This is a genomic window from Nonomuraea jabiensis (genome assembly GCF_014204795.1).
GTDB lineage: Bacteria > Actinomycetota > Actinomycetes > Streptosporangiales > Streptosporangiaceae > Nonomuraea > Nonomuraea jabiensis.
Window position 1 is genome coordinate 4,961,950 of record NZ_JACHMB010000001.1, and the last position, 19,315, is coordinate 4,981,264.

Sequence of the window (19,315 nt, forward strand, 5' to 3'; positions counted from 1 at the left end):
ATGATCGTGGCCCCCAGAGCACACAATTATGGACGGATGATCCGTTTTGGGAAAGGGTAAGAAGATTATCTTTTACGTCGCCCATGCAAGAAGGTCACGAGCCTGATCAGCCGCTCAAGCTCGGAGGGCCCTCGGGTGAACGACGTCAGGTTCATCCCCGGCATCGGGAAGCGCTGGCGGGAGATCGCTTTGGGCCTGGCGAACTCGCGGAGACCGTCGGCCCCGTGGATCCGTCCGAACCCCGAGTCTCCCACTCCGCCGAAGGGCAGCGCAGGCACTCCGGCGAACGAGATGACCGAGTTGATGGCGGTCATCCCGGTACGCATCCTGCGGGCCAGCTCCATCGCCCTGCGCGTGTTCCGGGAGAAAACCGTCCCACCCAGGCCGTACGCGGAGGCGTTGGCCAGCTCCAGGGCCTCCTGGGCGTCGCGGGTGCGGCGGACGGTGATCGTCGGGCCGAACGTCTCCTCGCGCACCGCGGGGGAGTCCTCCGGCACGTCCTCGACGATCACGGGCTCCACGTAGGGGGCGCGCACGGAGCCGGGGCCACCAGTCACGATTTTTCCGGACTTGGTGGCGTCGTCGATGTGGCGCTTGATGATGTCCACCTGGCCCGGCATCGTGATCGGGCCGTAGTCCTCGCCGGCCCTCACCTTTGTCACCCGGCCGGACAGCTCGCGCATGAAACTTTCATAGACGGCGTCGACGACGTAGACGCGTTCGACGCCCACGCAGGTCTGGCCGGCGTTGGACATCGCGCCCCACAGGCAGGCGTCGGCGGCCCTGGCGAGGTCGGCGTCGGCGTCCACGATGAACGCGTCCTTGCCGCCGCACTCGGCCACGATGGGCGTCAGGTTCTCGGCGCAGGCGGCCATGACCCGCTTGGCGGTGGCGGTCGAGCCGGTGAACGCCACCTTCCCGATGCGCGGATCGGCGGCCAGCGCCGCCCCGGTCTCGCCCAGCCCGGTCACGGCCTGGAACACGGGCTGTTCGGGCACCGACTCGGCGAACAGCTCGGCCAGCCGCACCCCGATGCCCGGGGTGAGCTCGCTGGGCTTGAACACCACGGCGTTGCCGGCGGCGAGGGCGTAGGCGATGGAGCCCATGGGGGTGAAGACCGGGTAGTTCCACGGGCCGATCACCCCGACCACGCCGAGAGGGAGGTATTCGAGCGTGGCGGCCAGGTTGAGGCCGACCATGCCGGTGCCGACCCGGCGGCGGCCCAGCACCTTGCGGGCGTGGCGGGCGGCCCAGTCGAGGTGGGTGATCGCCAGCACGATCTCCAGCGTCGCGTCGCCCACCGGCTTGCCCGTCTCCTCGTGCACGAGCCGGCTCAGCTCTCTCAGGTGCCGGGTGAGGACGGCCTTGTAGTCGAGCAGCCGCTGCCTGCGCGCGGGGTGGCCGAGCCCGCCCCACCAGGCCGCCGCCTCCGCCGCGCGGCCCACGGCCTCGCGCACGGCGTCGGGGCCCTGCCGGGGATGGGTGCCGACGACCTCGCCGGTCGCCGGGTTGAGCGAGTCGAACGTGAGCGTCGTCATGACGTCACGATAGTCCGGTAAGCCATCGCTTACTAGGGAACGGTGCCCCGGGCTCGCGGCGCTAGAAGAGGGTCGGATTCTCCGGCTCGATGCCGCGCAGCGCGTCGTAGTCGAGGGTGACGCAGTCGATGCCGCGGTCGGTGGCGAGCACGCGGGCCTGCGGCTTGATCTCCTGCGCCGCGAAGATGCCCCGCACGGGCGCCAGCAGCGGGTCGCGGTTGAGCAGCTCCAGATAGCGCGTGAGCTGCTCGACCCCGTCGATCTCTCCGCGCCGCTTGATCTCCACCGCCACGGTCGCCCCCAGGGCGTCCCGGCACAGGATGTCCACCGGCCCGATCGCCGTCATGTACTCGCGCCGGATCAGCGAGTAGCCGTCCCCCAGCGTCGTGATGTGCTCGGCGAGCAGCTCCTGCAGGTGGGCCTCCACGCCGTCCTTGATGAGCCCGGGATCGACGCCCAGCTCGTGGCTGGAGTCGTGGAGGATCTCCTCCATCGTCAGCACCAGCTTCTCGCCGGTCTTGCCGTGGGTGACGGTCCAGGTGCCGCCGTCCTCCTTGAGCTTGCACGGCGGGTTCATCCAGTTGAGCGGCTTGAAGGCGCGGTCGTCGGCGTGGATGCTCACGCTCCCGTCCGCCTTGATCAACAAGAGCCTGGGCGCCATGGGGAGGTGCGCCGTGAGCCGTCCGATGTAATCCACGCTGCATCGCGCGATGACCAGCCGCATGACGCCCCACCTTAGCGGCTCTGGAAAACTGGACGCATGGCGTTCGAACGGGTGGGAGTGGTCGGGCTCGGCACGATGGGAGCCGGGATCGCCGAGGTGTTCGCGCGGGCCGGCCTGCGCGTGATCGGCGTCGAGGCCGACGCCGAGGCGCTGGCCAGGGGGCGCGGGCATCTCGAGCGCTCCACCGGCAGGGCCGTCGACAAGGGCAGGCTGGCCCCCGGGCAGCGCGACGAGATCCTCGGCCGCATCACGCTGACCACCTCGCGCGAGGACCTGCGGGACGTCGATCTGGTCGTGGAGGCGATCCCCGAGATCCTCGACTACAAGATCGCGCTGTTCAAGGACCTCGACCGGATCTGCGAGCCCGGGACCGTCCTGGCCACCAACTCCTCCTCGCTGTCGGTCACCGCCATCGCCGCCGCCACCGGCCGCCCCGGGCAGGTCGTGGGGATGCACTTCTTCAACCCGGCGCCGGTGATGAAGCTGGTCGAGGTCGTGGGGACGGTGGTGACCGCGCCCGGCGTGGTGGCGGACATCGCGGCGCTGGCGGGCAGGCTGGGCAAGACGGCCGTGGCGGTGGGCGACCGGGCCGGGTTCGTGGTCAACCGGCTGCTCCTGCCCTACCTCAACCAGGCGGCCGGGCTCATGGAGCTGGGCGTGGCCGGGCGCGACGACATCGACGCCGCGATGAAGCTGGGCGTGGGGCTGCCGATGGGGCCGTTCACGCTGCTCGACCTGATCGGCCTCGACACCGCGTACGAGGTGATGGGGGTGCTGTTCGACGAGACGCGCGACCGGCGGCACGCGCCCGCGCCGCTGCTGCGCGAGCTGGTCACGGCCGGGCTGCTGGGCCGCAAGTCCGGCCGGGGCTTCTACGGCGACTCGCCGCGGGAGGAGCCGGCGAAGTCGAGGCTGGGCACGTTCGGCGTGGCCGGGGCCGGCGGCGACGGGCTGGCGGAGCGGCTGCGGGCGGCCGGGTTCAAGGAGTCCGAGGACCCCGACGTCGTGCTGCGCCTGGCCGACCGTCCCGTGATCGAGCACGCCGTACGCCTGCCCGACCCCGCCAGGATGGTCGGCGTGCACCTCGTCGGCGACCAGGTGGCCGAGCTCGCCTCCACGGTGCTGACCTCCGAGGAGGCCGCGAGCGCCGCCAGGGACCTGGTGAAGATCGCCGGGCTGACGCCGGTGCCGTGCAAGGACCGGGCGGGGTTCGTGGTCGACGCCCTGCTCTTCCCCTACCTCAACGACGCCGTGCGGATGCACGACTCCGGCTACGCCTCGATCGACGACATCGACGCGGCCATGCGCCTGGGCTGCGGCTATCCCGCCGGGCCGTTCGAGATGCTGGAGTCGCTGGGCCTGGCGAAGGTCCGCGACGGGCTGAGAGCCCTCTACGCCGAATACCGCGAGCCGGCCTTCGCGCCCGCCCCCCTGCTCGACCAGCTCGTCACCGCCGGCGTCACCCGATTCCCGCGTCCATGAGCCCCCGCCGCGCCCGCCGCAGGGAGTCCTCCCGTCCCTTCGGCTTCCCGACCGGGCTGGACAAGGTGGAGGAATGGCCCGACGGCGAGTGGAAGGTACGCATGCTCACCGGCGCCTCCTCGACCAAGGACTACCGATGTCCGGGCTGCGACCAGGAGATCCGCAGCGGCCAGTCGCACCTCGTCGCCTGGCCCAACTGGCCGGGAGGCGACGAGGAGCGCCGCCACTGGCACACCGCCTGCTGGCGCAAGAGACTCGACCGCGGCCCCGGCCGCAGCCGCTATTGAAGGGAACCCCCGAAGTGGAGATTCGCGCGGCCACCGTGCTGCCCGCCCGGCGCGAGCCGATCGAGCTGGAGACGGGCGACGGCCTGACCCTGGTCGGGGAGCTGGCCCTGCCCCTCGACCGTCCCCCCGTCGCGACGCTGGTGACGCTGCACCCGCTGCCCACCCACGGCGGGTTCATGGACAGCCACGTCTACAAGAAGGCCGCCAACCGGCTGCCCGCCCTCGCCGACCTGGCCGTGCTGCGCTTCAACACCCGGGGCACGTCCTCCGAGCGCGGCACCTCGGAGGGGACGTTCGACGGGGGAGAGGGCGAGCGGTTCGACGTGGCGGCGGCGCTGGAGTACGCCGAGTTCCACGACCTGCCCAAGGTGTGGGTGGTCGGCTGGTCGTTCGGCACGGAGCTGACGCTGAAGTGGGCGCACGACCCGCTGGTGGAGGGCGCGATCCTGCTCTCGCCCCCGCTGCACCGGGCCACCGACCACGATCTGGACGCCTGGGCGCGGTTCGGCCGGCCGCTGGTGGTGCTGGTGCCCGAGTTCGACGACTACCTGCGGCCCGACGAGGCCCGCGAGAGGTTCGCGCGGGTGCCGCAGGCCGAGGTGATCGGGGTGGAGGGGGCCAAGCACCTGTGGGTGGGGGAACCGTACGTCCGCATCGTGCTGGACGAGATCGTCAAGCGGGTCAACCCGGCCGCCTGGCCGCTGCCCACGGACGTCTGAGAGACATGACGGAAATTTCCGGACAAATCAGGTTTATGAAGGAAATTTGAGCAGAATGAGCAAAACTCTAGACCTCTCGTGTGGTCAGAGTGAAAATCCGATCGTCAACCGAAGATCGTGGAGACGCCGGGCGGGCGTGCCTTCCCGCGCGTAACCCCTGCTCACCCTGGGTGAGGACGTATGCGGGCAGTTCGTGGGTTGGTTACGGCGGCGTTAGCTATCACGATCTTGGCGGTGCCTGATCCCCTGCCCGCCGCAGCGGCGAAGACGGTGGCACCACCACCGCAGACCGTCCAACCGTCCGAGGACTCCGCGCTCGCCCTCGCCCGCAGCGCGGGCAAGCCGGTCGAGGTGGAGTCGCAGCGCAGCGAGACCCGCCAGGTCTGGGCCAAGCCCGACGGCACGTTCACCCTGGAGCAGTACGTCCGCCCCGTGCGCGTGCGCAAGGCCGACGGCTGGGTCCCCGTGGACACCACGCTCCGCCTGCGCCCGGACGGCGCGGTCGAGACGGTCGCCACGGCGGCCGACCTGACGTTCTCCGGCGGCGGCACCGGGCCGCTGGCCCGCCTGGCGCGCGGGGCCAAGACCCTGGAGCTGGGCTGGCAGGGCACGCTCCCCAAGCCCACGCTGAACGGCGACACCGCCACCTACCCCGAGGTCATGCCGGGCGTGGACCTGCAGGTCACCGCGGACGTGGACGGCTTCTCCCACGTGCTGGTGGTCAAGTCGCGGGCCGCCGCGGCGGGCCTCACCGAGCTCTCCTATCCTCTCTCGGTCAACGGCCTGTCGTTGAAGTCGGACAAGGCGGGCAACCTGGAGGCCGTGGACGAGGGCGGCGGCACGATCTTCATCGCGCCCACCCCGAAGATGTGGGACTCCCAGGGGATCACGAGCCCGCAGGCGCTCAAGGAGGGCCGCTCGCCGGAGGCGCGCGAGGCGACGATGGGCGTGGCGCTGTCGGGCAGGAAGCTGCTGCTGCGGCCGGACCGGAAGATGCTGGAGGACGAGAAGACCCGGTTCCCCGTCTACCTGGACCCGTACTTCTCGGCCGCCCGCGGCTCGTGGACGGCGGTCTGGAAGAACTGGCCCAGCTCCAACTACCTCAACTCCAGCGACGTCGCCCGCGTCGGCAAGATCAGCTCCACCCAGACGAACCGCTCGTTCTTCCAGATGGCCACCGGCGCCACCATCCACGGCAAGCAGATCATCAAGGCGACGCTGCGCACCTACGAGACGTGGTCGTACTCCTGCAGCGCCCGCAAGGTCGAGGCGTGGGGGACCGGCGCGATCAGCAAGAGCACCACCTGGAGCAACCAGCCGGCGAAGACCAGGTTGCTCTCCACGGTGAACGTGGCCAAGGGCTATGGCACGGGGTCCTGCGCGCCCGGCGGCGTCGAGTTCGACGTCACGTCGTGGGCCGCCGACGCCGCCGCCAAGAAGTGGAACAGCATGACCATCGGTCTCTATGCCACCAGCGAGACCGACCTGTACGCCTGGAAGAAGTTCAAGAACAACCCGGTCGCCGTCATCGAGTACAACTCGATCCCGTCCGACCCGGTGGCCGCCGACGCCTGGTCGGACCCGGGCGGTCCCTGCGTCTCCGGTGACGGGCGGCCGGTCATCAGCACGGCCAGTCCCAAGCTGTGGGCCAAGCTCAAGGACGCCGACAACTCGGTCAAGGGCCGTTTCGAGTGGTACAACGCCGCCGGGACGAAGACCGGCGAGTACGTCACCGCGACGGGTTCGTCCGGCTCCGCCTACTACGCGACGGTTCCGGTCAGCCTGTACGCGGACGGCGCGCTGATCCGCTGGCGGGTGCGGGCCGAGGACGGCAAGGCCACCAGCGCGTGGAGCCCCTGGTGCGAGGCCACGGTGGACGCCACCGCGCCCGGCAGGGAGCCGGTCGTGACCTCTCCCCAGTACGCCGAGGAGGGCTGGAACGACGGCGTCGGCCTGGCGGGCACCTTCAGATTCGAGCCCAACGGCGTCACGGACGTGGCCGCCTACGTCTACGGGCTGGACACCACGCCCAAGTCGGAGGTGGCGCCCGCCGCTGACGGCACGGCCACGATCGCGCTCACCCCGCGCCACGACGGCCCGAACGTCCTGTCGGTACGCAGCAAGGACCGCGCCGGCCAGCTCGGCCCGATCCGCACGTACGTCTTCAACGTCAACGGCGGCAAGGGCCCGGACGGCCACTGGGCCATGAACGAGGGCCAGGGCACCGTGACCGCCGACGCCGCGAACGCCCACCCGGCGACGCTGTACGGGGCCACGTGGACGACCGGGAAGACCGGCATGGGGCTGCGCCTGGCCAACACGTACGCGCAGACCTCCGGCCCCATCGCCGACACCAGCCGCAACTTCACCGTCACCGCCTGGGCCCGCCTGACCGGCAACGCGGCCACCGCCACCGTCGTCACCCAGGAAGGCACCAGGACCGGCGGCTTCGCGCTCCAGTACTCCAAGCCCGACGACCGCTGGGCCCTGATCCGCCCGGGCTCCGACGCCGACGGCGCCGCGACGGTCAAGGCCCTGTCGGCCGCCGCCCCCAGGCTGAACGAGTGGACCCACCTGGCCGGCGTCTACGACTCGGCCGCGGGCCAGATCTCCCTCTACGTCAACGGCAAGCTGGAGTCCACGGTCGCCGCCACCTCGCCGTGGAACGCCACCGGGCCGCTCACCATCGGCCGCGGCAAGGTCAACGGCGCCGCGGCGGAGTCCTGGCCGGGCGACGTGGACGAGGTCCGCGTCTACGGCCGGGCCATGTTCGCCGACGAGGTCGCCGACCTGGTCAACAGCGCCGCCGCGCTGGTCGGCCACTGGCAGCTGGACGAGGAGTCGGGCACGTCCGCCGCGGAGTCCTCCGGCCGCTCCACGGCCGCCACGCTGGGCGGGGGCGCCTCGTGGACGGCCGGCTGGCTGGACGGCGCGCTCGCGCTCGACGGCGTCAACGGCTACGCCCAGACCGCCGGCCCCGCCGTCGGCACCAGGTCGAGCTTCACCGTGGCCGCCTGGGTCCAGCTCGACTACCTGCCCACCGTCGACACCGCCGCCGTGGCCCAGCCGGGCAGCCGGGCGGCCGGGTTCCAGCTCGGCTTCGACAAGGAACAGCAGCGGTGGACCCTCGGCATGAGGGCCGCCGACACCGACACCGCCGCTCTCGTACGCACCCGCTCCGACGCCATCCCCAACCCGCTGGAGTGGACGCACGTCGCCGGCGTCTACGACGCGCTGGCCGGCGAGCTGCGCATCTACGTCAACGGCCAGCTCTCGACCACCACCATCACCTCCCACGCGAGCGCGTGGAACGCCACCGGCCCGCTGCAGCTGGGCCGCACCAAGACCGCGGGCGCCTTCACCGGCTACTGGCCAGGAGCCGTGGACGACGTCCGCACGTATGACGGCGTGCTGAGCGCCGAGCAGATCGCTCAGCTGGCCGCCCAGTAAATCCACCCACCCCAGTAAGTCCGATCTGCACCCCGACTGGGAGAGGTTCATGGACCTGCCGAGTGAGTTAGACCTGCCCGAATCCCGCTGGAATCGACCTAACGAACCCGACGAACCCGACTATCACGACCCTTACTGGAACCGTTTCGTCAAGCCCAAGCCCGAGTCTCCCTGGCCTCGCAGACTCGCGGGTGTGCTCACCATCGCCCTCGTCGTCCCCCTCACGTACGCCATGCCCGCGCAGGCCGCGCCCCGGCCGGCCCCCTCGGTGCAGAACGAGAAGCCGGTCAAGGGCAAGAGCGTCCCGGTCCTGCCCCCGCTGGCCGATCCCGTCGAGAAACAGGCGTGGAAGGCGCCACCAGGCGTGACCTGGCCCAAACCCCAGGCGGCGGAGCTGGGCGGCACCGGGGCGAGCACCCTGGCGGCGACCGGCTTCCCCGTGAAGCTGGCCCCGCAGAAGGGCGCCGCCGCCGCCAAGGCCGAGACCGCCGACCCCGTACGCGTCGAGCTCGTCGACTCCAAGCTGCTCGGCCTCGCGATGCGCGTATCGCCCGGCCAGGGAGCGAGCCTCAAGGCCGCGTCCGGCAAGAAGACCCGCCTGCAGATCGACTACTCGGGCTTCCGCTACGCCTACGGCGGCGACTACGGCGCCCGGCTCCGCGTGGTCAAGCTGGAGGAGTGCGCCCTGACCGAGGCGGACGGCTGCGCCGCCCCCCAGCCGGTCAAGAGCGAGAACGACCCGAAGGCGGGCACGCTGACCGCCGAGTTCGAGCCGGCCGGCCTGTACGCGGTCACGGCCGCCGCCTCGGGCCAGTCCGGCGACCACTCCGCCACCTCGCTCGCGCCGTCGGCGAGCTGGGGCGTCGGCCCCCAGACCGGTGACTTCAACTGGGACTACGACCTGCGCACCCCTCCCGCGCTGGGCGGCGACGAGCCGGAGCTGTCGATCGACTACTCCTCCCAGAGCGTGGACGGCCGCACCGCCTCCACCAACAACCAGGCCTCCTGGGTCGGTGAGGGCTTCGAGCTGAACCCCAGCGGCTACATCGAGCGCCGCTACAAGTCCTGCATGGTCGACGGCAAGAAGACCGGCGACCTGTGCTGGGACGGGGAGAACGTCACCCTGTCGCTCGGCAACTCGGCCGTCGAGCTGGTCAAGGACGCCACGTCCAAGCAGTGGCGGCCCAAGCGCGACGACGGCACCCGGATCGAGTACCTGACCGGGGCCACCAACGGCGACAACAACGGCGAGTACTGGCGGGTCACCGGCGCCGACGGCACCCAGTACACCTTCGGCCTGAACCGGCTGCCCGGCTGGGTCACCGGCAAGCCGGAGACGAAGTCGGTCCAGACGGTGCCGGTGTTCGGCAACAACAGCGGCGAGCCCTGCTACAACAGCACCCCGGCCAACGCCTGGTGCCAGCAGGCGTACCGGTGGAACCTCGACTACGCGGTGGACACCCACGGCAACGCCACCACCTACTGGTACGCGCAGGAGAAGAACTACTACGGCCGCAACATGAAGCCCGAGCTGGGCACCGTGTACGACCGCGCGGGCTACCTCACCCGCATCGACTACGGCTACCTGCAGAACGAGCTGTTCACCAAGGCTCCCGCCGCCCGCGTCGTCTTCGACGTGGCCGAGCGCTGCCTGCCCAGCGGCACCATTACCTGCGCCGCCGACCAGCTCAAGAAGGAGACCGCCAGCAGCTGGCCGGACGTCCCGTTCGACCAGATCTGCGACTCCGGCGTGAAGTGCACCGACCGCCTGGCGCCGACGTTCTTCACCCGTAAGCGCCTGGTCAAGGTCACCACGCAGATCGTCAACACCTCGGGCCAGTACACCCCGGTGGACTCCTGGACGCTGGCTCACCAGTTCCCCGCCTCGGGCGACGGCATGAGCCCGGCGCTGTGGCTGGCCTCGATCCAGCAGTCCGGTCACGTGGGCGGCACGATCACGCTGCCCAAGGTCACGTTCACCGGCGTCCAGCTGCCCAACCGGGTGGACGCCAACGAGGGCCGCGCCCCGCTGGTCAAGTGGCGCGTTCAGGCCGTGAACAACGAGTCCGGCGGTGAGCTGCGCGTCAACTACTCCGCGGCCGACTGCAAGCCCGGCGACGTGCCCACGGCGGACAAGAACGCCAGGCGCTGCTTCCCGCAGCGCTGGTCACCGCCGAACGAGGCCGAGGTGACCGACTGGTTCCACAAGTACGTGGTCACCCAGACGATGGAGGTGGACCGCGTCGGCGGCGCGCCCAACGTCGTCACCGACTACGAGTACCTCGACGGGACGGCCTGGCACTACGCCGAGAACGTCCTGGTCAAGCCCGAGCACCGTACGTGGTCCGAGTTCCGGGGCTACGGCCGGGTCCGGGTGCGCCAGGGCGACGGCCAGGACACCAAGCGCACGCTGACGGAGTTCCGCTACTTCCGCGGCATGCACGGTGACAAGCAGGCCGACGGCTCCAAGCGCAGCGCGCAGGTCACGGACTCCGAGGGCGTCAAGCTGGACGACCTCGACCAGTTCGCGGGCTTCGAGCGCGAGGAGATCGTCTACGACGGCGACGGCGGGGCCATCCTGAGCGCGACGCTCGAGGAGCCCTGGTCCGTCAAGACCGCCGAGTCCACGCAGAGCGGCGTCACCAAGGCCGCGTACGTGGTCGAGCCCAAGTCCATGGTCACCCGCACCGCGCTGGAGGGAGGCAAGTGGCGTCGTACCGGCGAGGAGCGCGAGTACGACACCAAGGGCCTGCTCCTCCAGGTGGAGGAGAAGGGCGACCTGGCCACGACCGACGACGACCAGTGCACCCGCTACACCTACGCCCGCAACGACACCAGCTGGATGCTCGACTACACGAGCCGGATCCAGAAGGTCGCCGCCGGCTGCGGCACCGCCGTGTCCAAGCTGGCCGCCGGTGAGATCATCTCCGACCAGAAGGTCCAGTACGACAACAAGGCGTACGGCCAGGCGCCGACCAAGGGTGACGTGACCACCGTCGAGAACACCGTCTCCGGGGACGGCGCGACGATCGTCGAGAGCACCCACACCTACGACGCCTACGGCCGCGAGACCAGCGAGACCGACGCGCTGGGCACCAAGTCCACCACCACCTACACCCCGACGGCGGGCGCGCCCCCGACCGAGATCAAGGAGACCAACCAGCTCGGCCACGTCGAGCGCACCCTGCTCGACCCGGCCTGGGGCGAGCCCATCGCCGAGATCGACGCGAACAACCGCCGCATCGACATGGAGTACGACGCGCTCGGCCGCCTGATCAAGGTCTGGCAGCCCGACCGGAGCAAGGCGGCCAACCAGTCGCCCAGCACCGAGTACTCCTACACGATGCGCACCGACGGTCCCAGCTTCGTCACCACGAAGACGCTGAACGCGGACGGCACCTACAGCGCGAGCCACGAGCTGTACGACGGCCTGATGCGCAAGCGCCAGACCCAGGAGCCCGCGCCCCGCGACGAGCAGACGCAGGACCCGGCGCTGCGTGACGGGCGCACGATCACCGACACCATCTACAACTCGCTCGGCGAGGCGGCCAAGTCGAACACCGGCTACTTCGCCACCGGGACGCCCTCCACCGACCTGTTCGGCGTGGCCGACGCGGACGTGCCCAACCAGGTCGTGGTGACCTTCGACGGCAGCGGTGACGCCAACGCGCAGATCCTCAAGGCGAAGGGCCAGGAGAAGTACCGGGTCAGCACCACGCAGCAGGGCGACCGGGTCCACATCACGCCGCCGCCCGGAGGCACCGCCACGACCCGCATCGGCGACGCCGATGACCGGCTCATCGAGTTGCGCCAGTACAAGGGCGCGACCCCGACCGGCGAGTACGAGTCCACCAAGTACACCTACGACCACGCCGGACGCCTGTCCACGGTGACCGACGCGGCGGGCAACGTGTGGCGCCACCACTACGACATGCGCGGCCGCGAGATCAAGATGGAGGACCCCGACAAGGGCGTCACCACGATGACGTACAACGACGCCGACGAGCTGGTCACCACGACCGACTCGCGCGGCAAGACGTTGTACTACGTCTACGACGCGCTGGGCCGCAAGAAGGAGCTGCGCGACGGCTCCGCGACCGGTCCGCTCCTCGCCGAGTGGCAGTACGACGCGCTGGCCAAGGGCCACATGAACGCCAGCATCCGCTACACGGGCGGGCAGGCGTACAAGGCCGAGATCAACGCCATCGACTCGGACTACCGCACGCTGCGCGAGACCGTCACCATCCCCGAGCGGGAGGGCAAGCTGGCGGGCTCCTACCAGCTCAACACCCGCTACACGGCCGACGACCAGGTCCAGTCCGTCAGCTTCCCGGCCGCGGGCGGCCTGGCGGAGGAGCAGGTCGTCTACACCTACGACGAGCTCAGCCAGCCGACCAAGGTCAGCGGCCTGTCGACGTACGTGACCGCGACCCGCTACTCCAAGCTGGGCGAGACCCTGCAGACGGAGCTGAGCACCGGGGGCAAGAAGACCTGGCTCACCTACACCCATGACGAGGCCACCCGCAGGATGTCCAGGCTGCAGGTGGACAGGGAGGGCGCCCCGGCGACCGACCTGGACCTCAACTACACCTACGACGCGGTCGGCAACATCACCAAGATCGCCGACAAGGGCGCGAGCGGCCAGGACACGCAGTGCTTCAAGTACGACCATCTGCGCCGGATGACCTCGGCGTGGACGGCCACCGACGACTGCGCCAGCGGCAGCCCGCAGTCCGACAAGATCGGCGGCGTGGCCCCGTACGCGGTCAGCTACGAGTACGACGCCACCGGCAACCGGCTCAAGGAGATCAAGCACGCCTGGGGCGGCGCGGGTGAGACCACCCGTACCTCCACCTACCCGGCGGCGGGCGGCAAGCAGCCGCACGCGCTGCAGACCGTCGGGTCGGACCTGTTCGAGTACGACGCTGCGGGCAACACCACCAGGCGCAAGGTCGGCAACTCCGACCAGAGCCTGGTCTGGGACGCCGAGGGCAACCTGGAGTCGGTGACGGAGGCGGGCAAGACGACGTCCTTCGTGTACAACGCGGAGGGCGACCGGCTGATCCGCAAGACGCCGACCGACTCCACGCTCTACATCGACGACATCGAGTTGCGGTTCGACTTCGCCAAGGACGCCGTCGAGCAGACCCGCTACTACACCATCGGCGGCGAGCCCATCGCGGTGCGCACGCCGGACAACCAGGTCTACTTCCTGATCAACGACCACCAGGGCACCGCTCAGGCGGCGGTGAACGCCGGCACCGGGGAGCTGGCCGTACGGAGGACGACTCCGTTCGGCGAGAACCGGGGATCGCCACCGGCGTTCTGGCCGGGGCAGCGCGGGTTCGTGGGAGGCACGCAGGACTCCACGACCGGGCTCGTCCACCTCGGCGCCCGCGAGTACGACCCCAAGAACGGGCGCTTCCTGTCGGTCGACCCCGTCATGGAGGAGCAGAACCCGCAGCAGCTCAACGCCTACGCCTACGCCAACAACAGCCCCGTCACCATGAGCGACCCCGACGGCCAGCTGTTCTGGTTCGTCGCGGCGGTCGTGGTGCGGGTCTCGGCGCAGATCATCGCCAGGAGGCTGGCGATGGCCGCCGCCAGGCGGGCCGCCATCGCGGCGGCGCGTGCGGCGGCCAGGCGGGCCGCCCTCGCGGCGGCGCGGCGCCGGGCACTGGCGGAGGCCAGGCGGAGAGCCGCGGCCGAGGCCAAGAAGCGGGCCCTGGAGGCGGCGCGGAAGAAGGCCGCGGCCGCGGCCAGGAAGAAACTCCAGGAACAGGCCAAGAAGAGGGCGGCCGAGCGGGCCAGGAAGGCGGCGACGGCACGGGCGCAGCGGCGGGCCGCGGCGGCGGCGAGAAGAGAGGCGAGGAGAAAGGCCGCCGAGGCGGCGGCGAAGCGCCGGGCCGCGGCGGCGGCCAGGACGCGCAACAGGCGGGCCGGCCGGGTCCCCAGCGGGATCCAGCGGGCACGGCAGCGTCCGGCGCAGCGGCCGACCAGCCACAGGGCGCAGCAGCGGCAGGCGCCGCCCAGAGACAGCCGGCAGCCGATGCAGCCACGGCCGAGTCAGATCTACCGCAACGACGGCTCGACTCAGCCGACGCAGTCCTACACCGTCTACCGAGACGGCCGGATGTATCCGGACGGACCGCCGCCCGCGGCCCGGCCCGGTGGCTCCGGCCAGGGTGAACGTCAGATCTTCAGGCCGGAGAAGATCGAGCCCGAGAACACGAGGACGGGCACGATCGCCGAAACCGGCTTCAAGGTCACCCAGTATCTCGACAAGAGCGGACTGGCCGACGCGCTCGACATCATCATCTGGGGCTTGGGAGGTTAGCCCCAACTGATCGGACACCGGCGCGGGACCCTCACGGGGTTCCGCGCCGGTGGCGTTTTCGGGCGAGATATCACTAGAATCTTGTTCGGTAATGACTCTAGGAGGCAGCGTGGGCGCGTTCGATCTCAGTGGGAAGCAGGCTCTGGTCACGGGGGCGTCGAAGGGGATCGGGCGGGGCATCGCGCTCGCCTACGCCGAGGCGGGGGCCGACGTGGCGCTCGTGTCCCGGTCGGCCGAGAGCCTGGCCGAGGTGGCCAAGGAGGTCGAGGCGCTGGGCAGGCGCGCGGTCGTCCTCCCCGCCGACCTCACCGACCGCGACGCCGCCGCGGGGGCCGTCACGGCGGCCATCGACGGGCTCGGGCACCTCGACATCGTGGTCAACAACGCGGGCGGGTCGAACTTCCTCGTCGAGTTCAAGGACCTGCGGCTGTCGGGGTGGGACAAGCTGATGCGGCTCAACCTCGACTCGGCCATGACCGTCTGCCACACCGTCGCGCCCCACCTGCTGGAGCGGGGTGGCGGCACGGTCATCAACGTGGCGTCGGTGGCGGCGCTCGGCGCGCCCTTCCTCGCCCCGTACGCCGCCGCCAAGGCCGGGCTGGTGGCGCTGACCAAGACGCTGGCCGTGGAGTGGGCGCAGGCGGGGGTGCGGGTCAACGCGCTGTGCCCCGGCTGGACGGCCACCGACCTCAACCGGAACCTCTGGGAGGACGAGACCTCCGGCGCCGCCACGGTCGCCACCGTGCCCATGCGACGCTGGGGGACGGTGGCGGAGATGGCCCAGCCGGCCGTGTTCCTGGCCAGCTCGGCTTCCGCGTACATGACGGGCCAGGTGCTGTTCGTGGACGGCGGCGCCACCGCCATCTAATTGTGTACGCGATTATTCGCCGGGCCAATGCCAGCTTTATAGCCGACATTGGCGAAATGCCGCCTTTATGGTGGACTTTTAGCGAAGCACTCTCGGTTTTCAGCACATATAGGCATACGACATTGAGTGCTTGCGGCCGTGAACCGGGCTACCGTGTGGTCCGTGCAGCTCTACACGAGATCGGCCGGAACCGGGCTCCCGGTTGTGCTGCTTCACGCGTTCCCGCTCTCGTCGGCCATGTGGCTGGCCCAGCGCGAAGGACTGGCCAAGGCCTGCAGGGTCGTCACCCCCGACCTGCGCGGCTTCGGCGGGTCCCGGCTGGGCGACGAGGAGCCCTCGCTCGACCTGATGGCCGACGACGTCGCCAGGCTGCTCGATGACGAGGGCATCGAGCGGGCGGTGGTCGGCGGGCTGTCGATGGGTGGCTACGTGACCATGGCGTTCTGCCGTCGGCACCCTGACCGGGTGCTCGGCGTGATCCTGGCCGACACCAAGGCCGGCGCCGACCCGCCCCCGGCGCGGGAGAACAGGGAGCGCATCGCGCGGGCCGTGCTCTCCGACGGCAGCGAGGTGCTGGTCAGCGAGGTGCTCCCGGCGCTCATCGGGCCGACCACCAAGGAGCGGCGGGCCATGGTGTTCGGGCGGGTCAAGGGGCTCGTGCAGTCGGCGCCGCCGGGCGCGGTCGCCTGGGCGCAACGGGCGATGGCCGCGCGGCCCGACTCCTTCGACACGCTGAGCGCGCTGAAGGTGCCGGTGCTGGTCGTGGTGGGGGAGGAGGACGAGCTGTCGCCACCCGCCGAGGCAGAGGCGATGGCGCGCGCCGTGCCCGACGGGCGACTGGAGATCATCCCGAAGGCCGGCCATCTGAGCGCGGTGGAGCAGCCCGAGGCCTTCAACGCGGCCGTCACCGAATTCCTCCGCACCGACCTGGCCACCCCCCACCCCTGACCCCCTCACCCGGCGGCCGGGTTGCCCGCCGCCGCCCTTCCCCGCCCAAGGACCGCGCCCTTCCTCCCGAGGAGACCTCAACCCTCCCTCTCCCAAGGGAACCTCAGCGCTCCCTTCCCCGAAGGGCCTCCCCAAGGGACCTCAGCCGTCCCTCTCCTCGGGGGACCTCAGCCCTCCCTCTCCCTCTCCCGAAGGACCTCAGCCGGAGTGAGGCGGGCGACGGGGGCGCGGTGGGCAACCGGGGCTCGACCCTCCTACGAGAGGCCCTCAGGCGTGGTCCTGGCGCGGCAGCACCACCTCGCGCACGATCAACGCGATGGCCGCCGCCACCGGAATGGCCAGCAGCGCCCCGACGATCCCCAGCAGCGCCCCGCCGAACAGCGCGGCGATCACCGTCACCGCCGGCGCCACGTCCACCGACCGCTTCATCACCCTCGGATAGATGAAGTAGTTCTCCACCTGCTGGTACACCACGAAGAAGACCGCGCACGCGATCCCCGCCGGCACCGACTGCAGCAGCGCGACCCCGGTCACGAGCACCGCGCCGATCGTGGCGCCCACCAGCGGGATCAGGTCCGTCAGCGCCACGACCAGGGCGAGCGCGAGCGCGTACTGCACCCCGGCGACCGACAGGAAGATCCACGTCAGGAAGCCCGCGATGACCGAGATGAGCACGTTGCCCGCCACGTACCCGCCGATGCCGGAGAGGATCTGCTCGCTGATCGCCCTCGTACGGGTCCTGCGGGAGGCCGGTACGAGCTTGAGCAGGTAGTCCTTGATCGTCTGCAGCGAGCCGAGGAAGTAGAGCATGAGCACCAGCAGCGTCACCGTGGTGTAGACGCCGTTCAGCACCACCAGCCCCGCGCCCATGATGCCGCTGGCCAGCGACGGCCCCAGCGTGCTCGTCACGAACGTCTTGAGCTGCGCCAGGATCTGGTATTCGGAGTCGAGCTGGTGCAGCGTCGGATTCTTGCCGAGCTCGGTGACGTACGTGGGCACCGCCGCCACGAACTCCGACAGCTGCTGGCTCACCGGCGGCACCACGGCCAGCCCGAACAGCGCGAACGCCACGATGACCCCGGCGAACACGATCGAGATCGCCCCCCGCCGGGCCAGGCCGCGGCGCTGCAGGGCCTCGACGGCCGGGTTGAGGCCGACGGCCAGGAACATCGCCACGACGACCAGGATGATCGTGCTCAACGAGGCGACGACCATCTGGGCGATCGCGATCGCCGTCAGCACCCCCAGCCCGCCGACCAGCCCGAACAGGAAGGGGCCGCGGGCGAGCGGCTTGCCGGGCAGCCCGTACGGCTGCGGGCCGCCGTCGCCCTCCTGGGCCCGGGCGGCTCTTCCCCCGGTCGTGGGCTCTGCGGACCCCGTGGGCTCTGCGGACTCCGTGGACTCTGCGGCCTGCGTGGGCTCCGGGGCGGCGGGTTCGACATTCGCGGACAAGGTGGCACTCCCGAGATTGTCGGCAAATAGCAAAGAGAGAGCCTAGCGACCATTGGATCGCCAGGCTCTCTCCAGCCTGCTCTTCAGCCCCCGTGTGCAGTCCCGACCTGTGGGCCGGTGGTTACTCCTGCCACCATTCGGCGTCGTCCTCGGACTTCTCGACCTTCGCCGCGGGCGTCGTGGCCGGGGCCTCGGCCGCGGGAGCGGCGAGCGCGGGCTTGGCCGGGGCCGCGGTGACCGCGGGCTCCGGCTCCATGCCGGGCAGGGCCGCGCCGCCGAGCAGCTGGCGCAGCTGGGCGAGGTGGCTGGTGATGCTGTCGCGCTGGCGGGTGAGCTCGTCGACCTGGCGCTGCATCGTCGTGCGGGTGCGCTCGGCCTCGTTCTTCGCCTCGGTGACGATCGTGTCGGCGCTCGACTTGGCCTCGGCGACGATCGTCTCGGCGCTCTTGCGGGCGTTGGCGACCAGCTGCTTGGCGTGCAGGTCGGCCTCGCGGCGGGTCTGCTCGGCCTGCTGGGTGGCCTTCGTGGCCCGCGACTCGGCCGTGGCCGCGCGCTGCTCGGCCTCGGCGACCATGCGCTGGGTGTTGGCCTGCGCGGTGGCGTGGCGCTCGGCCTCCTGGCGCTCGGCCTCCTCGCGGCGGGAGGCGAGCTGGATCTCGAACTCCGCCTCGTCCTGCGCCCGCTTGGCCTCCGACTCCTCCAGCACCCGCTGAGCCTGCGCGCGCATCTCGTCGGCCTGCCGCTTGGCGGTGGTCAGCACCTCGTCGCGCTCGCGCTTGGTCGAGGCCCGCAGCTGGGCGACCTCGCGCTCGGCGGTGGTGCGCAGCTTGGCGATCTCCCGCTCGGCGTCGGCCCGCTTCTCCGCCACCTCGTGGTCTGCGGTGGCCCGCAGCTTGGCGACCTCGCGCTCGGTGGTGTTGGTCAGCTCGTCGGCCTCGCGGCGGGCGGTCGAGCGGGTCTCCTCGGCGTCGCGGTCGGCGGCCGAGCGCATCTCGTCGCTCTCCCGCGTGGCCACGGCGCGCTTCTCGGCGGCCTCGGCCTCGGCGGCGGCCCGCAGGTCGGCGGCCTCGACCTTGGCCGCGGCCTTGATCTCGTTGGCCTCGGACCTGGCGGCCTGGACGAGCTCGGTGGCCTGCTCCTCGGCCAGGCGCAGCAGCTGCTCGATGCGGGCGCCGAGACCGGAGTAGGTGGGACGCTCCTGCTCCTGCAGCTGGCGCTGGGAGTCGGACAGATCGCGCTGCAGGCTCGCCAGCTGCTCGCGGGACTGCCGTAGCTCTTGGTCGAGCTGCTTCAGATGATCGTGGACCTGATGCCGGTCGTAACCGCGGAGCACCACGTCGAACTCGCGTGCGGGGGCGTCCTCGAAGAAATTGTTGAGCTGGGCGTCGATGTCGGACTGCATGGAGGCTCAATCCTGGGTTGTCGAGACGGCTACACGGGCCGGACGGGGGGTTCGGGGCATCCGATCCAGGAGCCTGTGCCTAAGGGCAGGCTCCATGTCCGGTGGAAG

Annotated in this window: 11 protein-coding genes; 7 read left to right on the forward strand and 4 right to left on the reverse strand. The window is 70.8% G+C overall.

The features are described from left to right. Window positions 1-65: 65 nt before the first annotated feature. Window positions 66-1,538, reverse strand: a complete 1,473-nt coding sequence (locus HD596_RS22905) for an aldehyde dehydrogenase family protein (RefSeq protein WP_185071382.1) — start codon at window positions 1,536-1,538, stop codon at window positions 66-68. A 61-nt stretch (window positions 1,539-1,599) separates the two neighbouring features. After that, window positions 1,600-2,262, reverse strand: coding sequence for an endonuclease NucS (nucS, locus tag HD596_RS22910; protein WP_185071383.1), 663 nt, complete (start codon window positions 2,260-2,262; stop codon window positions 1,600-1,602). A gap of 36 nt (window positions 2,263-2,298) precedes the next feature. Here nucS and HD596_RS22915 point away from each other — a divergent pair, with 36 nt between their 5' ends. From HD596_RS22915 to HD596_RS22945, 7 genes are all read left to right on the forward strand, one after another. Then, window positions 2,299-3,744, forward strand: coding sequence for a 3-hydroxyacyl-CoA dehydrogenase family protein (locus tag HD596_RS22915; protein WP_185071384.1), 1,446 nt, complete (start codon window positions 2,299-2,301; stop codon window positions 3,742-3,744). Continuing rightward, window positions 3,741-4,031, forward strand: a complete 291-nt coding sequence (locus HD596_RS22920; protein WP_185071385.1) for an Rv1322 family protein — start codon at window positions 3,741-3,743, stop codon at window positions 4,029-4,031. The genes HD596_RS22915 and HD596_RS22920 overlap by 4 nt, the downstream gene beginning before the upstream one ends. 14 nt (window positions 4,032-4,045) lie before the next feature. Then, window positions 4,046-4,750 carry an alpha/beta hydrolase gene (locus HD596_RS22925; protein WP_185071386.1) on the forward strand — a complete coding sequence of 235 codons (705 nt, stop codon included), beginning with the start codon at window positions 4,046-4,048 and terminating at the stop codon, window positions 4,748-4,750. A gap of 234 nt (window positions 4,751-4,984) precedes the next feature. Beyond that, entirely contained in the window at window positions 4,985-8,200 is a 3,216-nt protein-coding gene (locus HD596_RS22930; RefSeq protein ID WP_313044648.1) for a LamG-like jellyroll fold domain-containing protein, read from the forward strand. A 193-nt stretch (window positions 8,201-8,393) separates the two neighbouring features. Further along, window positions 8,394-14,537: an RHS repeat domain-containing protein gene (locus HD596_RS64860; RefSeq protein ID WP_185071388.1), complete on the forward strand. Its 6,144-nt coding sequence runs from the start codon at window positions 8,394-8,396 to the stop codon at window positions 14,535-14,537. A gap of 109 nt (window positions 14,538-14,646) precedes the next feature. Next, window positions 14,647-15,405, forward strand: a complete 759-nt coding sequence (locus tag HD596_RS22940) for an SDR family NAD(P)-dependent oxidoreductase (protein WP_185071389.1) — start codon at window positions 14,647-14,649, stop codon at window positions 15,403-15,405. Window positions 15,406-15,567: 162 nt separating this feature from the next. Further along, window positions 15,568-16,353 (forward strand): alpha/beta fold hydrolase, encoded by a 786-nt coding sequence (locus HD596_RS22945; protein WP_185071390.1) that lies wholly within the window; start codon window positions 15,568-15,570, stop codon window positions 16,351-16,353. A 267-nt stretch (window positions 16,354-16,620) separates the two neighbouring features. Here HD596_RS22945 and HD596_RS22950 read toward each other — a convergent pair whose 3' ends face one another. Next, a complete protein-coding gene (locus HD596_RS22950) occupies window positions 16,621-17,805 on the reverse strand; it encodes an AI-2E family transporter (protein ID WP_185071391.1) in 1,185 nt (394 codons plus the stop codon). Window positions 17,806-17,926: 121 nt separating this feature from the next. Continuing rightward, window positions 17,927-19,207, reverse strand: a complete 1,281-nt coding sequence (locus tag HD596_RS22955) for a DivIVA domain-containing protein (protein ID WP_185071392.1) — start codon at window positions 19,205-19,207, stop codon at window positions 17,927-17,929. Window positions 19,208-19,315 lie beyond the last annotated feature (108 nt).

Excerpts from the sequence above, each read along its gene's own strand:
- HD596_RS22955 (WP_185071392.1), bottom strand. The coding sequence starts at position 19,207 with ATGCAGTCCGACATCGACGCCCAGCTCAACAATTTCTTCGAGGACGCC.
- HD596_RS22915 (WP_185071384.1), top strand. The coding sequence starts at position 2,299 with ATGGCGTTCGAACGGGTGGGAGTGGTCGGGCTCGGCACGATGGGAGCC.
- HD596_RS22920 (WP_185071385.1), top strand. The coding sequence starts at position 3,741 with ATGAGCCCCCGCCGCGCCCGCCGCAGGGAGTCCTCCCGTCCCTTCGGC.
- nucS (WP_185071383.1), bottom strand. The coding sequence starts at position 2,262 with ATGCGGCTGGTCATCGCGCGATGCAGCGTGGATTACATCGGACGGCTC.
- HD596_RS22905 (WP_185071382.1), bottom strand. The coding sequence starts at position 1,538 with ATGACGACGCTCACGTTCGACTCGCTCAACCCGGCGACCGGCGAGGTC.